Here is a 24,724-nt window from a genome sequence, read left to right as displayed (position 1 = left end):
CACCGCCGGCCGGCCCGCCACTTCGGACGGACGGGTGCCGCGGGTGCGGGTGGGTGGTCGCGGTCGCCCGGTTCAGGACTCAGCCAGCGCGTCCTCCACTCCGAACCAGTCGAACCAGCCGCGATGGAGGACCAACCAGGCCAGGAGCCCGTAGCCCTCCTGCGCGGGTGTGCCGGCCCGGGTCGACGCGAGCTCCCGCTGCCACACGGGGTGGGAGCGCAGCGGGGTGAATGTGTCGACGTAGGGGATGCCCCGTCGGTGCGCCACGTCCGCATAGCCCGTGTTGAACTCAGCCAGACTGCGGTTCCGGTCCGCGTCGCGCACCGGCGCCGGCCCCACGACGAAGGCCTGGACCTCCGCGGTGAGCGCTGCGTCGAGGACGTTGGCGACGTTGAGGCGGGCGCGCGCCACGGAGATGCCGGTCTCCGTGTCCGCGGCCCCCAGTCCCAGCACCAGGCGGTTGTCCGCGGTGGGGGAGAAGCGGCGGGAGGCCTCGGGCATGCAGCGCTCCGCCAGTCCGGTCGAGTCCTCGTCCGGTGCCGCGAGCGTGTAGAAGTCAGCGGTGGGCACGGACGGGTAGGTGCGTGCGGCGACGCGTCCCACCCAGCCCAGTCCGCGACCGTCGCCGTGGCCGGCGACCAGCTGGTCACCGACCACGACGATGGTCTGGCGGGCGCGCGACATCAGCGTGCGAAGACGCGCTCGACCAGGTCGGCCTGCTCCGCGTCGTGGATGTGCTTGAGACCGGTCGCGGTCGAGGCGGACGGTGCCCGGGACACGACGCGCAGGTCGCGGCCGTTCAGCAGCTCGGGGAGGTTGAGCGCCATGAACGGCCAGCCGCCCTGGTTCTCCGGCTCCTCCTGGGCCCAGACCAGCTCGGCATCCGCCGGGTACTGCGCCAGGACCTCGTCGATGGCCTCCTGATCCAGTGGGTACATCTGCTCGACACGGACCAGCGCGGTGCGCTCGTCCTTCCGCTTCGTGCGGTCGGCCAGCAGCTCCCAGTAGAGCTTGCCGGACACCAGCACGACGCGGTCGACCTGACCGGCATCCACCGATTCGTCCGCGATGACCGGGCGGAAGCCGCCGGTGGTGAACTGCTCGACGGAGGTCGCCGCGGCCTTGAGGCGCAGCATCGACTTGGGCGTGAAGACGATGAGCGGTCGCTTCTCCTCCGCGTGCGCGTGGCGGCGCAGCAGGTGGAAGTACGACGCGCCGTCGGACGGGTTCGCGATCGTCATGTTGTCCTGCGCGGCCAGCTGCAGGAAGCGCTCGATGCGCGCCGACGAGTGGTCCGGTCCCTGGCCCTCGTAGCCGTGGGGCAGCAGGAGGACGACGCCGGAGCGCTGCATCCACTTCTGCTCCGAGGAGGAGATGAACTCGTCGATGATCGACTGTGCGCCCTGCATGAAGTCGCCGAACTGCGCCTCCCACAGGACCAGGGCCTCCGGCCTCTCGACGGCGTAGCCGTACTCGAAGCCCATCGCCGCGTACTCGCTCAGCAGCGAGTTGTAGATCCAGAAGCGGCCCTGGTCGTCGGACAGATTGGCGAGCGGGGTCCACTCGTTGCCGTTCTCGTAGTCGACCAGCACGGCGTGGCGCTGCGTGAACGTACCGCGGCGCGAGTCCTGTCCGGTCAGACGGACGGGGACGCCTTCCGCCAGGAGGGAGCCGAACGCCAGCAGCTCAGCGAAGCCCCAGTCGATGCCGCCGGAGCGGGTCATCTCACGGCGCTTCTCCAGCAGGCTGCGGAGCTTCTTGTGGACCGTGAAGCCCTCCGGGATGTTCATGAACGCATCGCCGATCTGCTCGATGCGCTCACGCGACACCGCGGTCTGCAGCGTGCGCAGCCCCTCGATCGCGCGGGACTCCTGGTGAATGCCGAAGGCGGTGGCGTCCGAGCCCTGGGACTTCTCCGCCTCCTTCGTCTCCGCGAACGCGGCCTCGAGCTTCGACTGGAAGTCGACGAGCGCGTCCTGCGCCTCCTCCTCCGTGATCCGCTTCCGGCCCACGAGGGATTCCGTGTAGAGCTTGCGCACGGTCGACTTCTGGTCGATGAGCGAGTACATGACCGGCTGGGTCATCGACGGGTCGTCGCCCTCGTTGTGGCCGCGGCGGCGGTAGCAGACCAGGTCCACGACGATGTCGCGGTTGAAGGCCTGGCGATACTCGAACGCCAGCTGCGCGGCGCGGTACACGGCCTCCGGGTCGTCGCCGTTCACATGGATGACGGGGGCGCTGATGATCTTCGCGACGTCCGTCGAGTAGAACGAGGAGCGGGCGGAGGCCGGTGCGGTCGTGAAGCCCACCTGGTTGTTGATGACCACGTGGATCGTGCCGCCGGTGCGGTAGCCGCGCAGCTCCGACAGGTGCAACGTCTCCGCGACGACTCCCTGGCCGGCGAAGGCCGCGTCGCCGTGGACCAGCACCGGCAGCACGGGGAAGCCGGTCTGGTTGGGATCGATGACGTCCTGCTTGGCGCGGGCGATGCCCTCGAGGACCGGGTTGACCGTCTCGAGGTGGCTGGGATTCGCCGCGACGTAGACCTTGGTCGAATTGCCGGCGGGCGAGGTGAACGAGCCGTTGGTGCCCAGGTGGTACTTGACGTCGCCGGACCCCTGTACGGCACCCGGGTCCGGGATGCCCTCGAACTCGCTGAAGACCTGGCCGTAGGACTTGCCGGCGATGTTCGTGAGGACGTTGAGGCGACCGCGGTGGGCCATGCCGATCGTGACCTCGTCCATGCCGGAGTCCGCAGCCTGGTTGAGGATCTCGTCCAGCAGGACGATCGTGGACTCACCGCCCTCCAGCGAGAAGCGCTTCTGGCCGATGTACTTCGTCTGCAGGAAGGTCTCGAACGCCTCTGCCGCGTTCAGACGGCCCAGGATGTGGCCGTGCTCCTCGCGGGTCAGCTCCTCGTGGCGGTTCTCCAGGTTCGCCTGGAACCAGCGGCGCTGCTCCGGGTCCGCGATGTGCATGTACTCGATGCCGGTGGTGCGGCAGTACGAGTCGCGCAGGATGCCCAGGATATCGCGCAGGGGCAGCATCTTCTCGCCGCCCAGGCCGCCAGTGGGGAACTCGCGCTCGAGGTCCCACAGGGTCAGGCCGTGGGTGTTGATGTCCAGGTCCGGGTGCGTGCGCTGACGGTAGACCAGCGGGTCCACGTTCGCCATGAGGTGGCCGCGCGACCGGTAGGAGTCGATGAGCTCGATGACGCGCGCGGTCTTGTTGACGTCGTCGTAGTCGTCCGCGGCGACGTCCGGTACCCAGCGGACCGGCTCGTAGGGGAGGCGCAGCGACGAGAAGATGTCGTCGTAGAAGCCGTCCTCGCCCAGCAGGAAGCCGTGGATCATCTTGAGGAACTCGCCGGAGCCAGCACCCTGGATGACTCGGTGGTCGTACGTGGAGGTGAGCGTGAGGACCTTCGAGATGGCCAGGCGGTTGACCGTCTCCTGGCTGGCGCCCTGGAACTCCGCCGGGTAGTCGAGCGCACCCACGCCCACGATCGTGCCCTGGCCCACGGTGAGGCGGGGCATCGAGTGGACGGTGCCGATCCCGCCGGGGTTCGTCAGTGAGGCGGTGGTGCCGGCGAAGTCGTCCGCCGTCAGCTTGCCGTCGCGGCCGCGGACGATGAGGTCGTCGTAGGCGTCGACGAAGGCGCGGAACGACAGCGTCTCCGCCTTCTTGATGTTGGGGACCAGCAGGGTGCGCGAGCCGTCCTTCTTGGGCACGTCGATCGCGATGCCCAGGTTGACGTGTCCCGGCTGCACCATGACGGGCTTGCCGTCCTGGATGTCGTAGTAGACGTTCTGGCTGGGGAACTCCCGCAGCGCGCGGACCATCGCGTAGGCGATGATGTGCGTGAACGACACCTTGCCGCCGCGCGTGCGCTTGAGGTGGGAGTTGATGACGATGCGGTTGTCGATGAGCGCCTTGGCGGGCAGAGCGCGCACCGAGGTCGCGGTGGGGACCGTGAGCGAGTCGTCCATGTTGGACGCGATGAGCTTCGCCGGTCCGCGCAGCTTCGTGACGACGTCCTCGACGTCCTCCGCCCGGCCCTGGTTGCGGGCCGGGAGGTTCGAGGCCCCGGCCGACTTCGACTCCGCCTTGACCGTCTCCTCCTCCGCCGTCGCGGGGGTGACGCCGCGGTCGGTCGTCGTGTCCTTCGCTCCGGCGGTCTTCGCCGCTGCGGGGGCGGTCGTGGGGCTCACCTGCTGGGGGGAGCCCTGCTTCGCCGCCGTCTTCGGCGCCTCAGCGGTCGTCTGCTGCCCTGCGGGCTTCTGAGCGGCGGCCTGCTTCTGCGAGGGCGCCTTCGCTGCGGCGCCGTTGTTCGTCGCACCGCCAGCGGCCTCGAACTTCTCGAAGACCGGCCACCAGGTCTTGTCGACGGAGTTCTTGTCGGACTTGTACTGCTCGTACATTTCCTCGACCAGCCACTGATTCGACCCGAAGTCTGCTGCGGAGGTCGTGGGGGTGTTCACTGACACGGCGCTATTCGCCCTCTTCCACGGTAGGGAGGCACAACAATGCCGCCCAGTCTAACGAGACTGCCTGTGGAGGGAAGACCATGGGTGACAATGGGCCTATGCGATTCATCACCGAGTCCCCCCGCCACGACCTCACCTACTCCGACGTCTTCCTCGTGCCGTCCCGCTCATCGGTGGCGAGCCGATTCGAGGTCTCCCTCGAGACGGACGACGGGACCGGGTCGACGATCCCGGTCGTGGCGGCGAACATGACGGCGGTCTCCGGGCGGCGGATGGCGGAGACGATGGCCCGGCGCGGCGGACTGGCGGTGCTGCCGCAGGACATCCCGCTGGACGCCGCCGCGCAGACGCTCGCGTGGGTGAAGGACCGTCACCCGCTGCTGGAGACCCCCATCCGGATGGGTCCGGACGACACGGTCCTCGAGGCTCTGCACCTCGTCCACCGTCGCGCCCACGGCGCGGTCGTCGTCGTGGACGACGAGCGCCGGTTCCTGGGCACGGTGACCGCCTCTCAGATGGAGTCGGTCGACCGCTTCACCCGGATGTCCGCGCTGCTCGACCCGTCGGGTCCCACCGTCGCCGTCGATCAGCTGGGTAAGGGGGCGGAGACGCCGTCGCGCACTCTGCTGGCAGAGCTGTATGAGGACTTCTCGAAGCAGAAGGCCGATTTCGTTCCGGTGCTGGACGACGGTCGACTCATCGGTGCGCTCACCCCGCAGGCGCTGCTGCGCGCGTCGATCTACACCCCCGCGCTGGACGCGGAGGGCCGGCTGCGGACCGCGGCGGCCGTGGGGGTCAACGGCGATGCCCGGGGCCGGGCCGAGGCGCTCGTCGAGGCCGGCGCGGACGTGCTGGTCATCGACACGGCGCACGGTCACCAGGAGAAGATGATCGACGTCCTCGAGTCGGTGTCCGCCGCGGGCCTGAACGTGCCGATCGTCGCGGGCAACGTCGTGACGGCGGACGGGGTCGAGGACCTCGTGGAGGCCGGCGCCACGATCGTGAAGGTGGGCGTGGGCCCCGGCGCCATGTGCACCACCCGCATGATGACGGCGGTGGGCCGCCCGCAGTTCTCCGCGGTGCTCGACACCGCCCAGCGCGCCCGCGAGCTGGGCGCGCACGTATGGGCGGACGGGGGCGTCCGCTACCCCCGTGACATCGCCCTGGCGCTGGCGGCCGGTGCCTCGCAGGTGATGGTGGGCTCGTGGTTCGCGGGCACGCACGAGAGCCCCGGCGACCTGCTGACGGGCGCGGACGGGCGTCCGTACAAGGAGAGCTTCGGCATGGCCAGCGCCCGCGCGGTCGCGGCCCGCACCCGCACCGACTCCGCCTTCGACCGGGCGCGCAAGGGGCTCTTCGAGGAGGGCATCTCGTCCGGCCGGATGCCCCTGGACCCGCAGCGTCCCGGCATCGAGGACCTGTTGGACGAGATCACATCAGGCATCCGCTCCTCATGCACGTACGCCGGAGCGCGGACGCTCGCGGAGTTCGCGGACCGTGCAGTCGTGGGCGTGCAGTCGGCTGCAGGCTACGAGGAGGGCCGTCCGGTGTCCGCCGGCTGGTGAGCCCGGCCCGCCCGCGCCTGCGCGCCCGCTGTGAACCCGCGACGACGGGACGGATCGGGTGGGGGAGGGCCGCGCGCGCACGATAGTATCTTCGCATGACGAGTGACAGTCCGTGCCGGCGTGAAGCCGGCTGCCCCGACCTGACCTCCCCGCCGGAGTCCCTCCGGCCCGCACACCCCCGGGGAGGGATCGCCTGACATGGAGTGGTTGCTCCTCGTCCTCGCCCTCCTCATGATCCTGGGCAACGGCATCTTCGTCGCCGCGGAGTTCTCGCTCCTGACCCTGGACAAGCACACCGTCGACCAAGCGGTGGAGGAGAAGGCCCCCTTCTCCGGCACCATCCAGAAGGCCACGAAGCAGCTGTCTACGCAGCTGTCCGCCGCGCAGGTCGGCATCACCGTCACCGCACTGCTGACCGGTTACCTCATGGAACCGTCCGTGGGCGCACTGCTGGCTCCCGTGCTGAGCGCAGTGGGACTGCCGGAATCGATTGCCTCGGGGGTGGCGCTGGGCATCGCCCTGGTCCTCACGACGCTCCTGTCGATGCTGGTGGGAGAGCTCATCCCCAAGAACCTCGCGATCTCCGCGCCCATGAGCGCCGCGCGCATCGCGGTCCCCTTCCAGTACATCTTCTCCCTCGTGTTCCGTCCGATCATCGCGTTCCTCAACGGAACCGCCAACAAGGTCCTCATCTCCATGGGCATCGAGCCGCAGGAGGAGGGGGCCGCCGGTCGCTCGCCGGAGGAGCTGACCGCGCTGGTCCGCCACTCCGCGGACGAAGGCAAGCTCGACGAGCAGACGGCGGACCTGCTGGAGCGGACGCTCAGCTTCTCCGAGCTGACCGCCGAGGACGTCATGACCCCGCGCACGCGGACCGTCAACGTCACGAAAGACTCCACGGCGGCGGACATCGTCGACCTGGCCCGTCGCACCGGTTACTCCCGGTTCCCCGTCGCTGACGAGTCGCTCGACGACATCGTGGGCGTCGTCCACATCAAGTCCGCGCTGTCCGTGCCGCTGGACAACCGCCAGGACGCCTTCGCCGGCGGTCTCATGACGGAGGTCGCCCAGGTGCCGGAGACGCTGCCACTGGACCGACTGCTGCTGCGCCTGCGGTCGCGGTCCACCCAGATGGTGGTCGTCGTCGACGAGTACGGCGGCACCGCCGGTGTCGCGACGCTCGAGGACGCCGTCGAGGAACTCGTGGGCGAGGTCGCAGACGAGCACGACCGCCTGCGCGTGCGTGTCCGTCCCGCCCGTGACGGCACGTGGATCGTGCCCGGCGGGATGCGGGTGGACGAGGTCACGGACGCGGCTGGGATCGAGATCCCCGAAGGACCGGACTACGAGACCGTGGCGGGCTACGTCATGCTCGAGCTGGGTCGCATCCCGGAGGTGGGCGACGAGGTGCGCGTCGACGAGGCGCGGATCGTCGTCGAGCGCATGCACGGTCGTCGGGTCGAACGCATGCGGCTCATCCCCGACTACCTGGTCCACGACCGGCAGCGCACGCGCGCAGCAGCGGGCCAGGCGGACGCGCAGGGGGGTGAGACCCGATGAGCGACTGGATGGGACTCGTCTGGCTGGTCCTGCTGCTGGCGGGCAATGCCTTCTTCGTCGCCGCGGAGTTCGCGGTCGTGTCTGCCAAGCGCTCTCAGATCGAGCCGTTCGCGGCCGAGGGGCGGCGCAACGCGAAGACCACGCTGTACGCGATGGAGCACGTGTCGCTCATGCTGGCCGTCTGCCAGCTGGGCATCACGGTCTGCTCCCTGCTGATCGGAAACGTCGCGGAGCCGGCGATCCACCACCTGCTCGAGGGTCCGCTCGCGATGCTGGGCATCCCGGCGTCGCTGTCCGGCGTCATCTCCTTCATCCTCGCACTCTCGATCGTCACGTACCTGCACGTGGTGGTGGGTGAGATGATCCCCAAGAACATCGCGATCGCGGTGTCGCAGCAGGCGGCGATGCTCCTGGCTCCGCCGCTGGTGTTCCTGGGCCACATCCTCCGCTTCGTCATCAACCCGATGAACGCCTTCGCCAACTGGGTGCTGCGGCACCTGGGCGTCGAGCCGCGCGACGAGGTCAACGCCTCGTACACGGTGGAGGAGGTCCAGTCGATCGTCGCGGAATCCCAGCGCGAGGGTCTGCTGCACGATGACTCCGGTCTGCTCAAGGGTGCGCTGGAGTTCTCCGACAAGTCCGTGGCGGATGTCATGGTGCCCCGCGACCAGCTCGTGACCATCGAGCGGACGGCGACGCCGGAAGAGGTCGAGGCGCTCATCGGACGCACCGGCTTCTCCCGTTTCATCGTGACGGACAGCGACGGCAGCCCGGACACGTACCTGCACATCAAGGACCTGCTGTACGCGGACGACGAGGAATCGCACCGCGCTCCCGTCCAGGAGCGCAGGTTCCGATCGATGACGGCGGTCGCCGCGGATGCGGAGATCGAGGACGCGCTGCAGGAGATGCAGGGCGCCGGCAGTCACGTCGCCCGTGTGCTGGACGGCGAGGGCCGTGCGGTGGGCGTCATCTTCCTCGAGGACGTCCTCGAGGAGCTGGTGGGCGAAGTGGACGATGCGATGCAGCGCAACGCGCGTCATCCCCAGTCGTAACAGCACCGACACGCCTGTGACCTGCAACTGCGTCTCGATTGGACGCCAATGTAACAGCCTCGTTATAGTGTTGTGACACATTGAGGTTGCCGCGTGATCGCGGTGCGCTCGAACCGCGATCTGACTGGAGTGATGAATGGCTCAGGAGTCTGCCGCGCTGGTGTACGCCAGCCGCCGCGAACGCCGGATGGCTGAAGAAGCAGGCAGGCGCACGGTGCTGCGGCCCCGTCCCGCGCGTGCGGCTGCACCGTCGGCTCCGGCTGAGCCGTCGTCCTCGCTGCCGGCCCGCCGTCAGGTGGGTGCGCAGGGTGTCGCCTTCCGCGGCTCCGACGGGTCGATCGTGCGCGGGATGCGCCGACGCCGCGCGGTCGCGACGACGGCTCTGACGGGCGTCTCCGTGGCCGGCGCGGCCGCGGCGGTCGCCCTCATCTCCGGCAACGGCGCAGGCCAGGCGCAGGCGGTCGAGGTCGACGACAGCGCTCCGCTGCTGACCGCGCTGGGGGCGGAGACGATCACGTCGGACGTGGCCGGTGACGCGGATGCGACCTCCGGTCGCACCGCCTCCGGATCCGTCCCCTCGGCCTCCGGCGACAGCGCCCAGGCCGCGGGCCGCTCGATCACGAAGACGGTCCTGCCGGGCTGCTCGGAGGACGTCGAGTTCGGCGAGGCAAGCAACGGGGAGCTCCCGGACGAGTGGCTGTGCGATCTGGGGATCGACGGACACAAGCTGCGCGCGGACGCCGCGATCTCCTTCGCGAAGATGAACGCCGCGTACAAGGCGGAGACCGGGGAGGACATGGTCCTCACGGACACGTACCGCTCGCTCGACTCCCAGGTGTCCGTCGCCGGCCGCAAGCCGGGCCTGGCGGCGCGACCGGGCACGTCGCTGCACGGCTGGGGCATCGCGATCGACTTCGGCGGCGGTGCCGCGACGGCGTCGGGGAAGCAGTACGACTGGCTCGTGGAGCACGGTGCGGAGTACGGCTGGGAGAATCCGGACTGGGCGAAGTCCAGCAAGTACGAGCCGTGGCACTGGGAGTACGTGCCAGCCCGCAAGGACGTGCGCGGGGCCTGATCCCCGTCGCGTGAGGATCCTCACAGATCCTTCGCACGCAGCAGTCCGGCTCAGTGTGACTCACCGCCCGGCCAGTGCTAGGGTGGGGAGTCGTCCGCCCGCGTAGCTCAGTGGATAGAGCGTCTGCCTCCGGAGCAGAAGGTCGTAGGTTCGAATCCTGTCGCGGGCACCCAGTGCGAAGGGCGGGACACCGTAGGACGGTGTCCCGCCCTTCGCCGTTCCCGCGGACCGCCGCGCGTTCGGGGATCCCCGATTGTCCGCAGGTTCGCCCCACGCACTATCCTGGGCGGGTGACTCCCGAAGAACTCAAGGACGCACTCGCGTCCGCACTCTCCGCGTACAGCTCGTCCACCGGCCGGGAGATCGCCGCGCCGGCCGCACTGGTGGTGGAGCGACCGAAGAACCGCGACCACGGCGACTGGTCGTCGAACATCGCGCTGCAGCTGGCGAAGCTCGCTGGGATGCCTCCGCGCGAGCTGGCCGACGGCCTGGCCGCACACCTGCGGGAGAACCCGGGGATCGAGCGCGTGGACGTCGCAGGACCGGGATTCCTCAACATCACCCTGTCCGCGGCCGCCGCGGGCGCTCTCGCGGCGGACATCGTCGCGGCGGGCACGGCGTACGGCCGCGGGGACTCGATGGCCGGTCGCACGATCAACATGGAGTTCGTGTCCGCCAACCCCACGGGCCCCCTCCACCTGGGCCACACCCGCTGGGCGGCCCTGGGCGACGCGATCGCCCGCGTGCTCGCGGCCGCGGGTGCGGGCGTCAGCAGCGAGTACTACATCAACGACGCCGGCTCGCAGATGAACGTGTTCGCGGACTCGGTCCTCGCCCGCATGAAGGACCAGGAGGTGCCGGAGGGCGGGTACCCCGGTCAGTACGTCGTCGACATCGCCCGGGAGATCGCCTCGGAGATGCCGCAGCTGGCGGACTCGTGCGACGATTCCGTCCGCGACGAGGTGCGCTCGCGCGCCTACGCGCTGCAGCTGAAGGACATCCAGGACACGCTCGCGGAGTTCGACGTCCACTTCGACATCTGGTTCTCCGAGCAGTCGCTGCACGATTCCGGTGCACTCCACACCGCGGTCCAGCGGCTGCGCGAGCAGGGGCACGTCTACGACGACAACGGGGCGGTCTGGTTGCGCACGACGGACTTCGGCGACGACAAGGACCGCGTCCTCATCCGCACGGACGGCGCGCCCACCTACTTCGCCGCGGATGCGGCGTACTACCTGGACAAGCGCGATCGCGGGTTCACGGAGAAGGTCTACCTGCTGGGCGCGGACCACCACGGGTACGTGGGGCGCCTCAAGGCGATCGCGGCGGCGGCTGGCGACGATCCGGACGTCAACATCGAGATCCTCATCGGTCAGCTCATCAAGGTCAACGGGGCGAAGCTGTCGAAGCGCGCCGGCAACATCATCGAGCTGCGCGACCTCGTGCGCTGGCTGGGACGCGACGCACTGCGCTACTCGCTGGCCCGCATCCCCGCGGACTCGCCGCTCACGCTGGACCCGGAGGTCCTGCGCAGCGCCAGCAACGACAACCCGGTCTACTACGTGCAGTACGCGCACGCGCGTTCACGGGGCGTCGAGCGCAACGCCCTGGCCGCCGGAGTCGACGCGGACCTCTTCGACGCCTCGACGCTCGACCAGCCGACCGAGGCCGCCCTGCTGGCCGGTCTGGCCGACTACCCGCGGGTCGTCGCACAGGCCGCGCAGTTGCGCGAGCCGCACCGCATCGCCCGCTACCTCGAGTCGCTGGCCGGGCTGTTCCACAAGTGGTACGACTCGTGCCGCGTGACGCCGCTGGGCGACGAGGAGCCGGGCGCCGTCCACGGCTCGCGTCTCGTGCTGGACCGCGCGACCGCGCAGGTGCTGGCGAACGGCCTCGAGCTGCTGGGCGTCAGCGCCCCCGACCGGATGTGACAGGAGCCTGAATGCCCGCCCATATCTCCGGCGTCCTCCACGCGGGGCCGTCACCCGTCTGGCTGCCCTACCCCGAGGCCGTCAACGACCTCATGCCCAGCCTGTGGCCGTCGAACGTCCGCAAGGACGGCGACGGCGTGCTCACCGTCGCCGGCCACCGGGTGACGGATCTGGCCCGCACCCACGGCAGCCCCGTCTACGTCATGGACGTCGAGGACCTGCGCGCCCGTGCGCGCGCCTTCGTCGACGCCTTCGCGACCGCGTTCGACCAGGTGGGGGCCGTCAGCCGCGCGTACTACGCCGGCAAGGCCCTGCTCACCACCGCGATCGCCCGCTGGGTGGCCGCCGAGGGCATGGGCATCGACACGTGCTCCCTGGGTGAGCTCATGACCGCGAAGCGCGCGGGCGTCGACCCGTCCCTCGTGGGCCTGCACGGCAACAACAAGTCGGACGCGGAGATCGCGTTCGCCCTGGACTGGGGGATCGCCCGCATCGTCGTCGACTCGCTCGACGAGATCGATCGGGTCGAGGCCGCCGCCGCGCAGCGCGGGGTCCGCGCGCCGGTCATGATCCGCGTGACGGTGGGGGTCGAGGCGCACACGCATGACTTCATCGCGACGGCGCACGAGGACCAGAAGTTCGGTCTCTCGCTGCATTCCGGCGCGGCTCGGCAGGCGGCGGACCGCATCCTCGCCTCGGAGCACCTCGAACTGCTGGGACTGCACAGCCACATCGGCTCGCAGATCTTCGATCGGTCCGGCTTCGAAGTCGCCGCCCGTCGGATCGTCGCCCTGCGCGCCCAGATCCAGCGCGACCACGACGTCCGTCTGCCAGAGGTGGACCTGGGCGGCGGCTTCGGCATGCGCTACACGTCGCAGGACACCCCGCTTCCCATCACGGACATGGCCCAGCAGCTGGCGGAGATGGTCGCGAAGACGTGTGCGGAGGAAGGCTCGGACCTCCCGGCCGTCTCCTTCGAGCCGGGCCGCTCGATCGTGGGCCCGTCCGTCTTCACGCTCTACTCCGTCGGCACGGTCAAGCCGGTGGAGACGGACACGGGCGTGCGCACGTATGTGTCGGTCGACGGTGGGATGAGCGACAACGTGCGGACCGCGCTCTACGATGCGGACTACTCGTGCACGCTCGCCTCGCGCGGGTCCACGGCGGATCCACTGGTCGTCCGTGTCGTGGGCAGCCACTGCGAGAGCGGCGACATCATCGTCCGCGACGAGTACCTGCCCGCGGACGTGACGGCCGGGGACCTGGTCGCGGTGCCCGGCACCGGAGCGTACTGCCAACCGCTGTCGTCCAACTACAACCTCACGCCGCGACCCGGCGTGCTCGCCGTCCAGGCCCACCGCGTGGACTGGCTCATCACCCCGGAGACGCTCGACGATCTGCTGGCCCGCGACGGCGGCCCGCTCGCCGAGGACTGAGAGGAGCATCATGGAGAAGCTCACCATCGCCCTGCTGGGCGGGGGAGTCGTGGGATCGGAGGTCGCGCGTGCGCTCCTCACCCAGTCGGACACGCTGGCCGCCCGGGTGGGCGCCCGACTCGAACTGTCCGGCGTCCTGGTCCGGGACGCGTCCCGGCCGCGGGACGGGATTCCGCAGGAGCTGCTGGGCACCGACCCCGAGGCCGTGGTCGCCGGTGCGGACATCGTCGTCGAGCTCATGGGCGGGATCGAGCCGGCCCGCACGCGGATCCTGACCGCCCTGTCGTCCGGTGCCAGCGTGGTGACCGCGAACAAGGCGCTGCTGGCGCAGCACTTTCCGGAGCTCATCACCGCCGCGGACGACGCGGGCGTGCGGATCGAGTACGAGGCGGCGGTCGCGGGTGCGATCCCGATCGTGCGCCCCCTGTCCGTGTCGCTGGCCGGGGATCGCATCCAGCGCGTCATGGGCATCGTGAACGGCACGACGAACTACATCCTCGACCAGATGTCCAAGGAGGGGTGGGACTTCGACACCGCCCTGGCGACGGCCCAGGAGCTGGGCTTCGCGGAGGCGGACCCCACCGCAGACATCGAGGGTCACGACGCCGCCGCGAAGGCCGCGATCATCGCCTCGCTCGCGTTCCAGGTGCCGGTGTCGCTGGACGACGTGCACGTCGAGGGCATCACGGGCGTGAGCGCGGATATGATCCGCACGGCCGCGGACCAGGGCTTCACGATCAAGCTGCTGGCGATCTGCGAGCGGGTGACGGGACCGGACGGCGGGGAATCCGTGTCCGCGCGCGTCTACCCGGCGCTCGTGCAGGACGACCACCCGCTGGCGTCCGTGTCCGGCGCCTTCAACGCGGTCTTCGTCGAAGCGGACTCCGCGGGCTCCCTCATGTTCTACGGCCAGGGCGCGGGCGGCGCACCCACCTCGTCCGCCGTGCTGGGCGATATCGTGTCCGTAGCGCGCCGCAAGGTGTTGGGCGGGCGCGGGCAGATGCCCCAGCAGGTCCGTGAATCCGGGTCGATCCTGCCGATCGCGCGGGTGACGACGCGGTACCAGCTGACGCTCGAGGTGTTCGACCGGCCCGGTGTCCTCCTGCGGGTCGCAGAGGTCGTCGCGACGGAGGGCGTGTCGATCGAGCTCGTCCAGCAGACGCGGCTGGAGGACGCAGCCGCGGACGGGACACCGCGTGCCAAGCTCGTCATCGCGACGCACTCCGCACTGGAGTCGTCGCTGGCCGCGACCGTCGACTCGCTCGCGGCACTCGAGGTCGTCGAATCCGTCAAGTCGGTGCTCCGCATCGAGGGCGCCTGAGGCGCCCACAACACAGGGGGAAGCAGGAAGCATGGCAGCAGCACACCGCCACCAGTGGCGTGGAGTGGTCGAGGAGTACCGTGATCTGCTGGACGTGGGGGCCGACGTCCCCGCGGTGACGCTGGGGGAGGGCGGCACCCCGCTCATCCCCGCCCGGCAGCTGTCCGAGCGGGTGGGCGCCCGCGTCCACATCAAGTACGAGGGCATGAACCCCACCGGGTCCTTCAAGGACCGCGGGATGACGATGGCGATGACGAAGGCCGTCGCCCGTGGCGCGAAGGCCGTCATCTGCGCCTCGACCGGCAACACATCCGCGTCCGCCGCGGCCTATGCGACGAAGGCGGGTCTCACCTCCGCCGTCCTCGTCCCCGCCGGCAAGATCGCGATGGGCAAGATGAGCCAGGCCGTGGCGCACGGCGCGCAGCTGCTGGAGGTCGACGGCAACTTCGACGACTGCCTCACCCTGTGCCGCAAGCTGTCGGAGGCCTACCCCGTCGACCTCGTCAACTCCGTGAATCCGGACCGGATCGAGGGCCAGAAGACCGCGGCGTTCGAGATCGTCGACGCGCTGGGCCAGGCGCCGGACATCCACGTCCTGCCCGTGGGCAACGCCGGCAACATCACCGCGTACTGGAAGGGCTTCCAGGAGTACGCGCAGGTGGGCCTCGCGGCCTCGACACCGCAGATGTGGGGCTTCCAGGCGGCGGGTGCGGCACCGCTGGTGCTGGGCCACCCCGTCGACGAGCCGGAGACGATCGCGACCGCGATCCGGATCGGCAACCCCGCCTCCTGGGATCAGGCGATCGCGGCGCGCGACGACTCCGGCGGACGGATCGGATCCGTCACGGATGAGGAGATCCTCGCCGCCCACCGCCTCCTGTCCTCGACGGAGGGCATCTTCGTCGAGCCCGGCTCCGCGGCCTCGGTCGCGGGTCTGCTCAAGGCGGCGGACGCCGGTCAGGTGCCCGCGGACGCCCTCATCAGCGTGACGGTGACGGGCCACGGTCTCAAGGACCCGCAGTGGGCGCTCAAGGCTGCCGACGGCAGCGCGGTGACACCCACGCGTGTGCCGGTCGACGCGGTGAGCGCGGCGCGCGAGCTGGGGCTCGAGGGCGCATGAGCGGAATGGCGATCCCGCAGGGGTTCTCCGTCGAGGTGACGGCCCCGGCGACGTCCGCGAACCTGGGCGCCGGATACGACTCGTTCGGCCTGGCGCTGGGATTCGCGGACACCGTGCGCGCCACACTGAGCGACTCCGCTGTGTCGCAGGGTCAGCGTGCGACGATCACGGGTGAGGGCGCGGACGATCTGCCGCGCAGCGGCGACCACCTGATCCTCCGCGTCGCCGAGCAGATCCTCGAGGCCCGCGGGGTCACCGGCGGTGACCGCCTCCTGCTGGACTGCGACAATGCGATCCCGCAGTCGCGGGGGATGGGCTCGTCCGCGGCTGCGATCGTCGCAGGCCTCTCGATCGCGGACGCCGCGAGCGTGGCCGCCGGCCTGCCGGAGCCCACGGCGGCGGAGAAGCTCGCGTGGGCGACGCACTTCGAGGGCCACCCGGACAACGCCGCGCCCGCCCTGTTCGGCGGGATGACGATCAGCTGGTACCCGGAGCGCGAGCGCGCCTCCTCGATCTCGCTGCCGGTCCACCCGGATGTGCGCGCGGCCGTCGTCATCCCGGACGAGCGCCTCGACACGGACATCGCCCGCGACCTGCTGCCGGACGCGGTCCCGCACGCCGAGGCCGCGGCGAACTCCGCGATCGCCGGCCTCTTCGTGCACGCCGTCTGCCACGATCCCTCACTGCTGATGGACGCGACCGTCGACCGGCTCCACCAGGAGTACCGACGCCCCGCGATGCTGGGCACGCTCGAGCGGATCGACGCGCTGCGCGCCGCGGGCCTGGCCGCCGTCGTGTCCGGGGCCGGTCCCACGGTCCTCGTGCTGGGCACGGGGGACGATCTGGCCGACCGCGTCACACGGGCGCTGGCGGGGGACTCCGCGCAGGTGCTGCCGTCCGCGATCGCGGAGAACGGCGCGACGACCCTGTCGCTGCGCCGCATGTCCGCGTGAGTGCGACCTCCTGACGGGACCGCGCGCAGACGCGGCGCCGTCCGGCGGAGGGTCGGATTCGCGCGAGGCCCGCACGGGGATGTACAGTGGAGGTGTTCCGAATGCGGATCCGTTCAGGCCTCAGCGCCTCGGACCGGTCAGTCTCTTTCGTTCGGAGCATCTGTCGGACGCCCTCGACCCCACGGGTCTGCGTCCGTTCCCCACACGCACCGTAGGTGCGATCCATCGCCGTGCATCCCGCGCACCTCGCGCATCCTTCACGCACGGCCGAACGAGGGAGAAGGAAACCTTCGTGACTGAAACCACCGCGAACGACACTCATGCACGTTCGGGAAGTCTCACCGCACTCCGCCTGCCGCAGCTGCAGGAGATCGCTGCCGGACTGGGTATCAAGGGCTATCGCCGCCTGAGGAAGAGCGATCTCATCGAGGCCATCAAGAGTGCCGAGGGCTCGTCGCAGAGCACCGGCGGCGCGCAGGCTCCGACGTCGGAGCCCCAGGCCGCAGCCGCCCCGCAGGATGAGTCCCAGGCCCCGCGTCGGGGCTCGAACCACCGCAGCGTGCAGGACGACTCCTCCGCGGCGGAGCACACGAACGCCGCTCAGCAGCAGTCGGACCAGCAGCCGTCCGACCAGCAGCAGTCGGGGCGGAGCGCGTCGGAGCAGAAGGCCGCCGGTCGGTCCTCGGATGCGGACCGGACGGCAGAAGCCGAGGCCGCGGTCGCCGAGCTGCTGCAGGCCGCACCCGCCGCGTCGGAGAAGTCCGACGACTCCGGTGACGACGAGGGCGCCCCGCGCTCGCGCCGTCGTCGTGGCGACCGCTCGCACGGCTCCGCCGACGAGCAGGGCTCGTCGCCTGCCGACTCCTCGGACTCCTCCGACGGCGACGACTCGCGTCGCTCCGGCCGCGGTCGCGGCCGCGGCGACCGCAACGATCGCCAGGACCGCAATGATCGCCAGGACCGCGACAACAACGGCCGCGGCAACGGCGGTCGCGACAACAGCGGCCGCGACGGCCAGAGCGACCGCGGTCAGCAGAACGACCGCGGCAACCGGAACGATCGCAACGATCGCAACGACAACCGCAACGACAACCGTGGCGGGGACGAGCGTTCGGGCCGCGGTCGCGGCCGCGACCGCCGCAGGCGCGGACGCGAGGACGACCAGGTGCAGGCGGGCGACGTGCTCATCCCCGTGGGCGGCATCCTGGACGTCCACGACAACTACGCGTTCCTGCGCACGTCCGGCTACCTGTCCGGTCCCAACGACGTCTACGTCTCCGCGGGCCTCGTCAAGAAGAACGGCCTGCGCAAGGGCGACGCGATCACCGGCGCGATCCGCAAGGCTCGCGAGGGCGACCGCCAGAACCGCCGCGAGAAGTTCGATGCGCTGGTCCGCCTGGACTCCGTCAACGGCCTGACGGTCGAGGACGCGAAGCGTCGCGTCGAGTTCTCCAAGCTCACGCCGCTCTACCCGCAGGAGCGCCTGCGCCTCGAGTCGGCCGCGAAGAACCTCACGACGCGCATCATCGATCTCGTCTCCCCGATCGGCAAGGGTCAGCGCGGCCTCATCGTCGCCCCGCCCAAGGCCGGCAAGACGACCGTCATGCAGCAGATCGCGAACTCGATCACGGAGAACAACCCCGAGGTCCACCTCATGGTCGTCCTGGTCGACGAGCGTCCTGAAGAGGTGACGGACATGCAGCGCGCCGTCAAGGGCGAGGTCATCGCCTCGACCTTCGACCGCCCGGCTGACGACCACACGACGATCGCGGAGCTCGCGATCGAGCGCGCCAAGCGCCTCGTGGAGATGGGCCAGGACGTCGTCGTGCTGCTCGACAACATCACCCGACTGGGCCGCGCCTACAACATCGCGCAGCCGGCCTCCGGACGCATCCTGTCCGGCGGTGTCGACGCGAACGCGCTCTACCCGCCCAAGAAGTTCTTCGGTGCGGCACGCAACATCGAGGGCGGCGGCTCGCTCACCATCCTCGCGACCGCGCTCGTCGAGACCGGCTCGAAGATGGACGAGGTCATCTTCGAGGAGTTCAAGGGCACCGGCAACATGGAGCTGCGCCTGTCGCGCCACCTGGCGGACAAGCGGATCTTCCCGGCCGTCGACGTCAACGGCTCCGGCACGCGCCGCGAGGAGAACCTCATGCGGCCGGAGGAGCGCAAGGTCATGTGGCAGCTGCGCCGGCTCCTGTCCGGGCTGGAGCAGCAGCAGGCGATCGAACTCCTCCTGTCCAAGCTGAAGGAGACGGCCTCCAACGCGGAGTTCCTGCTCCAGGTGCAGAAGACGACGCCGCTGCCCAAGTCGGCCTCGGACGACCACTGACGGACAGTGCACGGCACGCACGAGCCGAGGACGGCGGGGACACCCCGCCGTCCTCGGCTCGTGCGCGTCCACTGAGGAGCGGACGATGACCTCGGAGCAGTCGGATGCGGCGGCGCAGGAGCTGGACGCACTCGCCACGAGCGTGCGCTCCCTGCTGGACGAGCACGCACAGGTCGAGCAGGAGCTGGCGGACCCCCAGGTGCACAGCAGTCCGGGACGTGCGCGCACCCTCACGCGTCGGTACGCGGAGCTCGACCGCATCGCGCAGGTCTGGTCCCGTCTGCAGCGGATCGCCGACGACCTGGACGCCGCTCACGACATGGCGGAGGCCGACGCCTCGTTCCAGGAGGAGGCCGACGAGCTCGAGGCGACCCTGGGCGAGGAGCGGAGCGCCCTTCTCGTCGACCTGAGGGACCTCCTCGTCCCCTCGGACCCGGACGACAGCCGCGACGCGATCCTGGAGATCCGGGCGGGGGAGGGCGGCGACGAGTCAGCCCTCTTCGCCGGCGACCTCGCCCGGATGTACGAGCGGTGGGCCGCCTCCCGCGGCTGGACGACGGAGATCCTGGACGCCGCCCACACGGATCTGGGCGGAGTGCGCGAACTCACGCTGGCCCTCAAGTCGTCCGCGGACGGCGTGTACGGGTGGACGAAGTTCGAGGGCGGGGTGCACAGGGTCCAGCGCGTCCCCGTCACGGAGTCGCAGGGTCGGATCCACACCTCCGCCGCCGGTGTCCTCGTCTTCCCGGAGGCGGACGCGCCGGACGAGGTCGACCTGCCGGACGGGGACCTGCGGATCGACGTCTACCGCTCCTCGGGCCCCGGCGGCCAGTCGGTCAACACAACGGACTCCGCCGTCCGCATCACGCACCTGCCCACGGGGATCACCGCCAGCTGCCAGAACGAGAAGTCGCAGCTGCAGAACAAGGAGGCGGCCCTGCGCATGCTGCGCGCCCGCATCCTGGCCGCCCGCGCGGAGGAGGCAGCCGCCGCGCAGTCGGAGCAGCGTCGGTCGCAGGTGCGCACCGTCGACCGCTCGGAGCGCGTGCGGACCTACAACTTCCCGGAGAACCGGGTGACCGACCACCGCACCGGGTACAAGGCACACAACCTCGACCAGGTGCTGGACGGGCGGCTGGACGAGGTCGTCGAATCGCTGCGCGCCGCTCAGCGCGCGGAGCGCCTCGAGGACATCGGATGACGACCGTCCCCGGCGGAGTCCCGGACGGACCCGCGCAGGCGACGCACGATCCTGCGACGCAGCCGTCGACGGATGCGCTGCTGCGCGAGGGGGAGCGCCTCCTGCATGCCGCCGGCGTCGACTCCCCTCCCGCGGACGCCCGTGCACTGCTCGCCCACGCGTGGGGGTGGGAGGACCACGAGGTGAGCCGGGCCCGCCTGCTGGGCGATCCTGTGTCGGCCGACGTCGCCACGGCGTACCGCGACCTGCTGGAGCATCGCGCGACCCGCACGCCCCTGCAGCACCTGACCGGTCGCGCCCACTTCCGCACCCTCACGCTGCCCGTGGGTCCCGGGGTCTTCGTCCCGCGACCGGAGACGGAGCTGCTCGTCGACCCTGTGCTCCACCACCTCGCCCGCGTGCGCCCCGCGGGGGGCGCGCGGGTGCTGGACCTGTGCACCGGCACGGGGGCGCTGGGACTGGCGGTCGCCGCGGAGGCGGCCGGGACCTCGGCGCTGGGGATCGAACGGGAACCGGACGCGCTCGCGTGGACGCACCGCAGCGCGACGGCGCACCGGGAGCTCCTGGAGGAAGTCGGCTCGCGGTTCACCGCGGTGGTGGGCGACGCGACGGATCCGGACGCGGTCGACGCACTCGTCCGCACCCACCTGGACGGTGCGGTCGACGCGGTCGTGAGCAACCCGCCCTACGTCGTCGACGACGGCACCACCACCGCTCCCGAGGCCGTGGTCCACGACCCGGCCGCCGCCCTGTGGGGCGGGGGAGACGACGGGACCCGGATCCCGCGGCTCGTCATCGCGAGCGCGGCACGGGTGCTGATCCCCGGCGGACTGCTGGTCCTCGAGCACGCGGACACGCAGGGCGCGGCTCTGCGCGAGGCGTGCACCGGCGCCGGGTTCACGGGAGTGACCACCCGCGCGGACTACACTGGACGAGATCGTTTCACCGTGGCTGTGCTGCGGCCCCACCACTGAGCGGAAGAGAGTCGCCCACGCATGGCACGGACCTTCGACATCCGGAATGAGCAGGTGCGCGAGCTGGTGCTCGCGGAGGCCGGCCGGGTGATCCGGGACGGTGGACTCCTCGTCGTGCCGACGGACACGGTGTACGGGATCGGCGCGGACGCCTTCAGCCCCAGCGCGGTGAACGCGCTGCTGGCAGCGAAGGGCCGGGGCCGGGACATGCCGCCGCCCGTGCTCGTCCACAGTCGCGACACCCTCCTGGCCCTGGCCGCGAACGTCGATCAGCGCGTCATGGCGCTCGTGGGGGCGTTCTGGCCTGGCCCTCTCACGCTCATCTGCGAGGCGCAGCCCATGCTCGACTGGGACCTGGGGGACACCCATGGCACCGTCGCGCTGCGCATGCCGGACGATCCGGACACGCTGGCGCTGCTGGCGGAGACGGGTCCGCTCGCCGTCTCGAGCGCGAACACGCACGGGGCGCCGGCCGCCACGACAGCGGAGCAGGCACGGGAGATGCTGGGCGACTCCGTGGCGATCTACCTGGACGGTGGCCCGCGCACCGGGCAGGGGTCCTCGACGATCGTCGACATGACGTCGCAGCCGCCGCGCATCCTCCGGGAGGGGCCGCTGGGACTCGACCGCCTGCGCGAGGAGCTGCCGGAGCTTGTGGGTCCGGACGACCCCGCGGACGGCGGGTCGCAGGACGACTGACCCGTGCGCGCCTACCTCTTCATCCTCCTCGTCGCGGCGGTGATCGCGTACCTCGTCACCCCGATGGTGCGACGGGTGGCGGAGCGCGGACTCATCTTCTCGCCGCTGCGCGAGCGCGATGTCCACTCCGTGCCCACGCCCCGCCTGGGCGGCGTCGCGATGTTCGCGGGGATCATGGGGGCGCTGGCGATCGCGTCGCAGACGCCGTTCCTCGACCGGGTGTTCGACGAGCCCGGGCCCATCATCGGCATCGCCGGTGCGGCGACGATGCTGTGCGTGCTGGGGGTCATCGACGACATCTGGGACCTCCACTGGACGACGAAGCTCGCGGGCCAGACCCTGGCGGCCGGGTTCATGGCGCTCAACGGGGTGAGCCTCCTGTCCATCCCGCTGGGCGGGGTCATCATCGGCTCACCCCGCATGTCGCTCATCCTCACGGTCCTCGTCGTGCTCGTGACGATCAACGCCGTCAACTTCGTCGACGGTCTGGACGGCCTCGCCGCAGGGGTCGTCTCGATCGGCGGGGCCGCGTTCTTCGCCTACAGCTACAGCCTGGCGGTCGATGCGACCCCGGACAGCTACGCGAACCTCGCCTCGCTCATCATCGCGGTGCTCGTGGGTGCGTGCGTGGGCTTCCTGCCGCACAACTTCAACCCGTCCCGCATCTTCATGGGGGACTCCGGCTCGATGCTCATCGGCCTGCTGCTGGCGGCCTCGACGATCCGGGTGACCGGTCAGGTCGACCCGGCGCTGCTGGCGGACGAGCGCGCGTTCGCCGCGTTCCTGCCCATCATCCTGCCGATCGCGGTCATGGCTCTGCCCCTGCTGGACCTGGGCCTGGCGGTCGTGCGGCGGATGATGGCCGGCAAGTCGCCGTTCTCCGCGGATGCGAAGCACCTGCACCACCGCATGCTGCGGCTGGGGCACTCGCACGCGCGCGCCGTGCTGCTCCTCTACCTGTGGACCGCGATCTTCGCGTTCGGGTCCGTCTCGTTCCTGCTCTTCCCGGCGGCCCGCCTGCTGCCGGTGCTCGCGGGACTCGTCCTCGTGACGCTCGTCCTGACCTTCTACCCGCTGGGCCGACGCCTGGCCCGCAAGGAGACCCCATGACCCCGTCCTCCGTATCCGGCATCGGCCGCGCCGGCAGCGTCCGCTCGATCATGAAGTGGACGATCATCGCCGGCGCCCTCATCGCGATCGTCATCGGCACGATCGCCAGCTTCGTCGGCGGACTGGTCGCCGGTCTGCCCGGCGTGTGGGGCGCGCTCATCGGCTCCGTCACGGCCTTCGTCTTCTTCGCGATCACCGCCGTCGTCATGTACTTCACCGCGCACTCCAGCCCCGCCACGATGGCGGCCGGGGTCCTGGGCGGCTTCCTCGTCAAGATCGTGGGGTTCATGGGGGTGGGCATCGCACTGCGCGGCCGGGACTTCTACGACCCCTGGACGCTCTTCCTCACCCTGGCCGTCGCCGCGATCGCCTCGCTCATCGCGGACGTCGTCATCGTCCAGCGGTCCCGGCTGCCGCTGGTGGACGAACCCGACGAGCGTCGTCCCTGAACCCCCGGCGGCCTCCGGAGGGCCCGGGTGAGAGCAACACCACAGTCAGGGTGCGAACCCGTGCGGTGAGCGGTTTTGTCGCATTCTCTACGCTTGGTAGAGTACCGGGGGGATACGCTGGGAATACTCGGTCAGCAGACTGAACGGAGGCGTCGGCAGCGGCCGGCGCACTCGGACCCCCAGACCCCGCACCAGACCATCGCGAGATCCAGATCGGACACGAGTCCGACGACCACGCCCGATCTCAGTGCCGTCGCCGGTCGCCGCAGCAGCGGGGATCGCATAGCCGTCAGGAGTCCGCCCTGTTCACCAACGCCCTGTCTACGGTGTCGCTGCTCGCAGCTGGAGAGGGAGGGGGCTTCCACGCTCCCGGTCTCGAGGAGTTCTTCCCCCAGGTCTTCCTGTTCGAGGGGACCGGGTTCGACGTCAACCGGATCATCCTGGTCCGCATTCTCGCGACGCTCGTGCTGCTCCTGCTCCTGTGGCTGGCGCTGCGGAAGGCGACGGTCGTCCCGGGCCGGATCCAGTCGGTCGTCGAGCTGGCGTTCGACTTCGTCCGGAAGGACATCGCGTACGGGATGCTGGGTCGCAAGGACGGCGATCGCTTCTTCCCGCTCATCGCCTCGATCTTCTTCGGCGTCTTCGCCCTCAACATCACGGGCATCATCCCGTTCCTCAACATCTCCTCGAACGCGCTCATCGGCATGCCCCTGGTGCTGTCGCTGGTGGTCTACGTCGTCATGATCGCGGCGGGCATCCAGGCGAAGGGCGGGTTCGCGTACCTCAAGGGCGAGCTCTTCCCGGCCGGCGTGCCCAAGCCCATGTACATCCTCGTGACCCCCATCGAGATCGTGTCGACGTTCATCGCGCGTCCCGTCAGCCTCACGCTGCGACTCACGTTCAACATGCTGGTGGGTCACCTCCTGCTGGTCCTCTGCTTCGCGGCCACGCAGTTCTTCTTCTTCGAGGCGGGCGGCGCCCTGGCGGGCTTCGGCGCCCTCACCCTCGTCGGCGGCCTCGCCTTCACGCTCTTCGAGATCCTCGTCGCCGTGCTGCAGGCCTACGTCTTCGCTCTGCTGACCGCCGCCTACATCCAGCTGAGCGTCGCCCAGGACCACTGAGTCCCGGACCACAATCTGTCATCCGCAAGACAGGGGCCAGCTGACCGGCCGGCCCTCAACCGAAAGGGAATACCCACGTGGACACCACCATCCTCGCCGAAGTGACCGGCAACCTGCAGACCGTCGGCTACGGCCTCTCGGCCATCGGCCCGGGTATCGGCATCGGCATCCTCGTCGGCAAGACCGTTGAGGGCATGGCGCGTCAGCCCGAGGTCGCGGGCCAGCTGCGCACCACCATGTTCCTCGGTATCGCCTTCGTCGAGCTCCTGGCCTTCCTGGGCATCGCCGCCGGCTTCATCTTCCCCGCAGCCTGATAGGGAGCGAGCCCTCAC

19 protein-coding genes and 1 tRNA gene are annotated in these 24,724 nt (G+C 70.3%); 18 read left to right on the top strand and 2 right to left on the bottom strand.

Annotated features, from left to right (window positions below; genetic code table 11):
• Positions 1-72: 72 nt before the first annotated feature.
• On the bottom strand, positions 73-684 hold the full coding sequence (locus tag HGBR_RS02865; protein ID WP_019157817.1) for a GDSL-type esterase/lipase family protein: 612 nt from the start codon (positions 682-684) through the stop codon (positions 73-75).
• Positions 684-4,487: a multifunctional oxoglutarate decarboxylase/oxoglutarate dehydrogenase thiamine pyrophosphate-binding subunit/dihydrolipoyllysine-residue succinyltransferase subunit gene (locus HGBR_RS02860; protein ID WP_026077277.1), complete on the bottom strand. Its 3,804-nt coding sequence runs from the start codon at positions 4,485-4,487 to the stop codon at positions 684-686. The genes HGBR_RS02865 and HGBR_RS02860 overlap by 1 nt, the downstream gene beginning before the upstream one ends.
• 98 nt (positions 4,488-4,585) lie before the next feature.
• On the opposite strand from HGBR_RS02860, the gene guaB1 reads away from it, so the two are divergent.
• From guaB1 to HGBR_RS02770, 18 genes are all read left to right on the top strand, one after another.
• Complete coding sequence (gene guaB1, locus HGBR_RS02855; RefSeq protein WP_019157815.1) at positions 4,586-6,052, top strand: GMP reductase; 1,467 nt, start codon at positions 4,586-4,588, stop codon at positions 6,050-6,052.
• A 198-nt stretch (positions 6,053-6,250) separates the two neighbouring features.
• Positions 6,251-7,612 (top strand): hemolysin family protein, encoded by a 1,362-nt coding sequence (locus HGBR_RS02850; RefSeq protein ID WP_019157814.1) that lies wholly within the window; start codon positions 6,251-6,253, stop codon positions 7,610-7,612.
• On the top strand, positions 7,609-8,667 hold the full coding sequence (locus HGBR_RS02845; RefSeq protein WP_040364520.1) for a hemolysin family protein: 1,059 nt from the start codon (positions 7,609-7,611) through the stop codon (positions 8,665-8,667). Before HGBR_RS02850 ends, HGBR_RS02845 begins: the two co-directional genes overlap by 4 nt.
• 136 nt (positions 8,668-8,803) lie before the next feature.
• Positions 8,804-9,742: a M15 family metallopeptidase gene (locus HGBR_RS02840; RefSeq protein ID WP_147522144.1), complete on the top strand. Its 939-nt coding sequence runs from the start codon at positions 8,804-8,806 to the stop codon at positions 9,740-9,742.
• A gap of 96 nt (positions 9,743-9,838) precedes the next feature.
• Positions 9,839-9,911 (top strand) — tRNA-Arg (locus tag HGBR_RS02835).
• Positions 9,912-10,032: 121 nt separating this feature from the next.
• Positions 10,033-11,673 carry an arginine--tRNA ligase gene (argS, locus tag HGBR_RS02830; protein ID WP_019157811.1) on the top strand — a complete coding sequence of 547 codons (1,641 nt, stop codon included), beginning with the start codon at positions 10,033-10,035 and terminating at the stop codon, positions 11,671-11,673.
• Positions 11,674-11,684: 11 nt separating this feature from the next.
• Entirely contained in the window at positions 11,685-13,109 is a 1,425-nt protein-coding gene (gene lysA, locus HGBR_RS02825) for a diaminopimelate decarboxylase (protein WP_019157810.1), read from the top strand.
• A 10-nt stretch (positions 13,110-13,119) separates the two neighbouring features.
• Positions 13,120-14,430, top strand: coding sequence for a homoserine dehydrogenase (locus HGBR_RS02820; protein WP_019157809.1), 1,311 nt, complete (start codon positions 13,120-13,122; stop codon positions 14,428-14,430).
• A gap of 31 nt (positions 14,431-14,461) precedes the next feature.
• Positions 14,462-15,550 carry a threonine synthase gene (gene thrC, locus HGBR_RS02815; protein ID WP_019157808.1) on the top strand — a complete coding sequence of 363 codons (1,089 nt, stop codon included), beginning with the start codon at positions 14,462-14,464 and terminating at the stop codon, positions 15,548-15,550.
• 5 nt (positions 15,551-15,555) lie between these two features.
• Positions 15,556-16,503, top strand: a complete 948-nt coding sequence (thrB, locus tag HGBR_RS02810) for a homoserine kinase (RefSeq protein ID WP_019157807.1) — start codon at positions 15,556-15,558, stop codon at positions 16,501-16,503.
• A 292-nt stretch (positions 16,504-16,795) separates the two neighbouring features.
• On the top strand, positions 16,796-18,838 hold the full coding sequence (gene rho, locus HGBR_RS02805) for a transcription termination factor Rho (protein WP_019157806.1): 2,043 nt from the start codon (positions 16,796-16,798) through the stop codon (positions 18,836-18,838).
• 85 nt (positions 18,839-18,923) lie between these two features.
• On the top strand, positions 18,924-20,039 hold the full coding sequence (gene prfA, locus HGBR_RS02800; RefSeq protein ID WP_019157805.1) for a peptide chain release factor 1: 1,116 nt from the start codon (positions 18,924-18,926) through the stop codon (positions 20,037-20,039).
• Positions 20,036-21,013, top strand: a complete 978-nt coding sequence (locus HGBR_RS16160; protein ID WP_019157804.1) for a N5-glutamine methyltransferase family protein — start codon at positions 20,036-20,038, stop codon at positions 21,011-21,013. The genes prfA and HGBR_RS16160 overlap by 4 nt, the downstream gene beginning before the upstream one ends.
• A gap of 21 nt (positions 21,014-21,034) precedes the next feature.
• On the top strand, positions 21,035-21,712 hold the full coding sequence (locus HGBR_RS02790) for an L-threonylcarbamoyladenylate synthase (RefSeq protein ID WP_019157803.1): 678 nt from the start codon (positions 21,035-21,037) through the stop codon (positions 21,710-21,712).
• A 3-nt stretch (positions 21,713-21,715) separates the two neighbouring features.
• Positions 21,716-22,822: an MraY family glycosyltransferase gene (locus HGBR_RS02785; protein WP_019157802.1), complete on the top strand. Its 1,107-nt coding sequence runs from the start codon at positions 21,716-21,718 to the stop codon at positions 22,820-22,822.
• Positions 22,819-23,271 carry a Cg1360 family ATP-synthase-associated protein gene (locus HGBR_RS02780; protein WP_019157801.1) on the top strand — a complete coding sequence of 151 codons (453 nt, stop codon included), beginning with the start codon at positions 22,819-22,821 and terminating at the stop codon, positions 23,269-23,271. The genes HGBR_RS02785 and HGBR_RS02780 overlap by 4 nt, the downstream gene beginning before the upstream one ends.
• Before the next feature lie 326 nt (positions 23,272-23,597).
• Positions 23,598-24,392 carry a F0F1 ATP synthase subunit A gene (gene atpB, locus HGBR_RS02775; protein ID WP_019157800.1) on the top strand — a complete coding sequence of 265 codons (795 nt, stop codon included), beginning with the start codon at positions 23,598-23,600 and terminating at the stop codon, positions 24,390-24,392.
• Between the two features lie 77 nt (positions 24,393-24,469).
• Positions 24,470-24,706, top strand: coding sequence for an ATP synthase F0 subunit C (locus HGBR_RS02770; protein WP_019157799.1), 237 nt, complete (start codon positions 24,470-24,472; stop codon positions 24,704-24,706).
• The last annotated feature ends 18 nt before the right edge of the window (positions 24,707-24,724 follow it).

Origin of the sequence: Brevibacterium senegalense (genome assembly GCF_000285835.1) — a bacterium.
GTDB lineage: Bacteria > Actinomycetota > Actinomycetes > Actinomycetales > Brevibacteriaceae > Brevibacterium > Brevibacterium senegalense.
The sequence above is the reverse complement of the archived record's forward strand: the minus strand, read 5'-3'. Positions and strand labels throughout refer to the sequence as shown.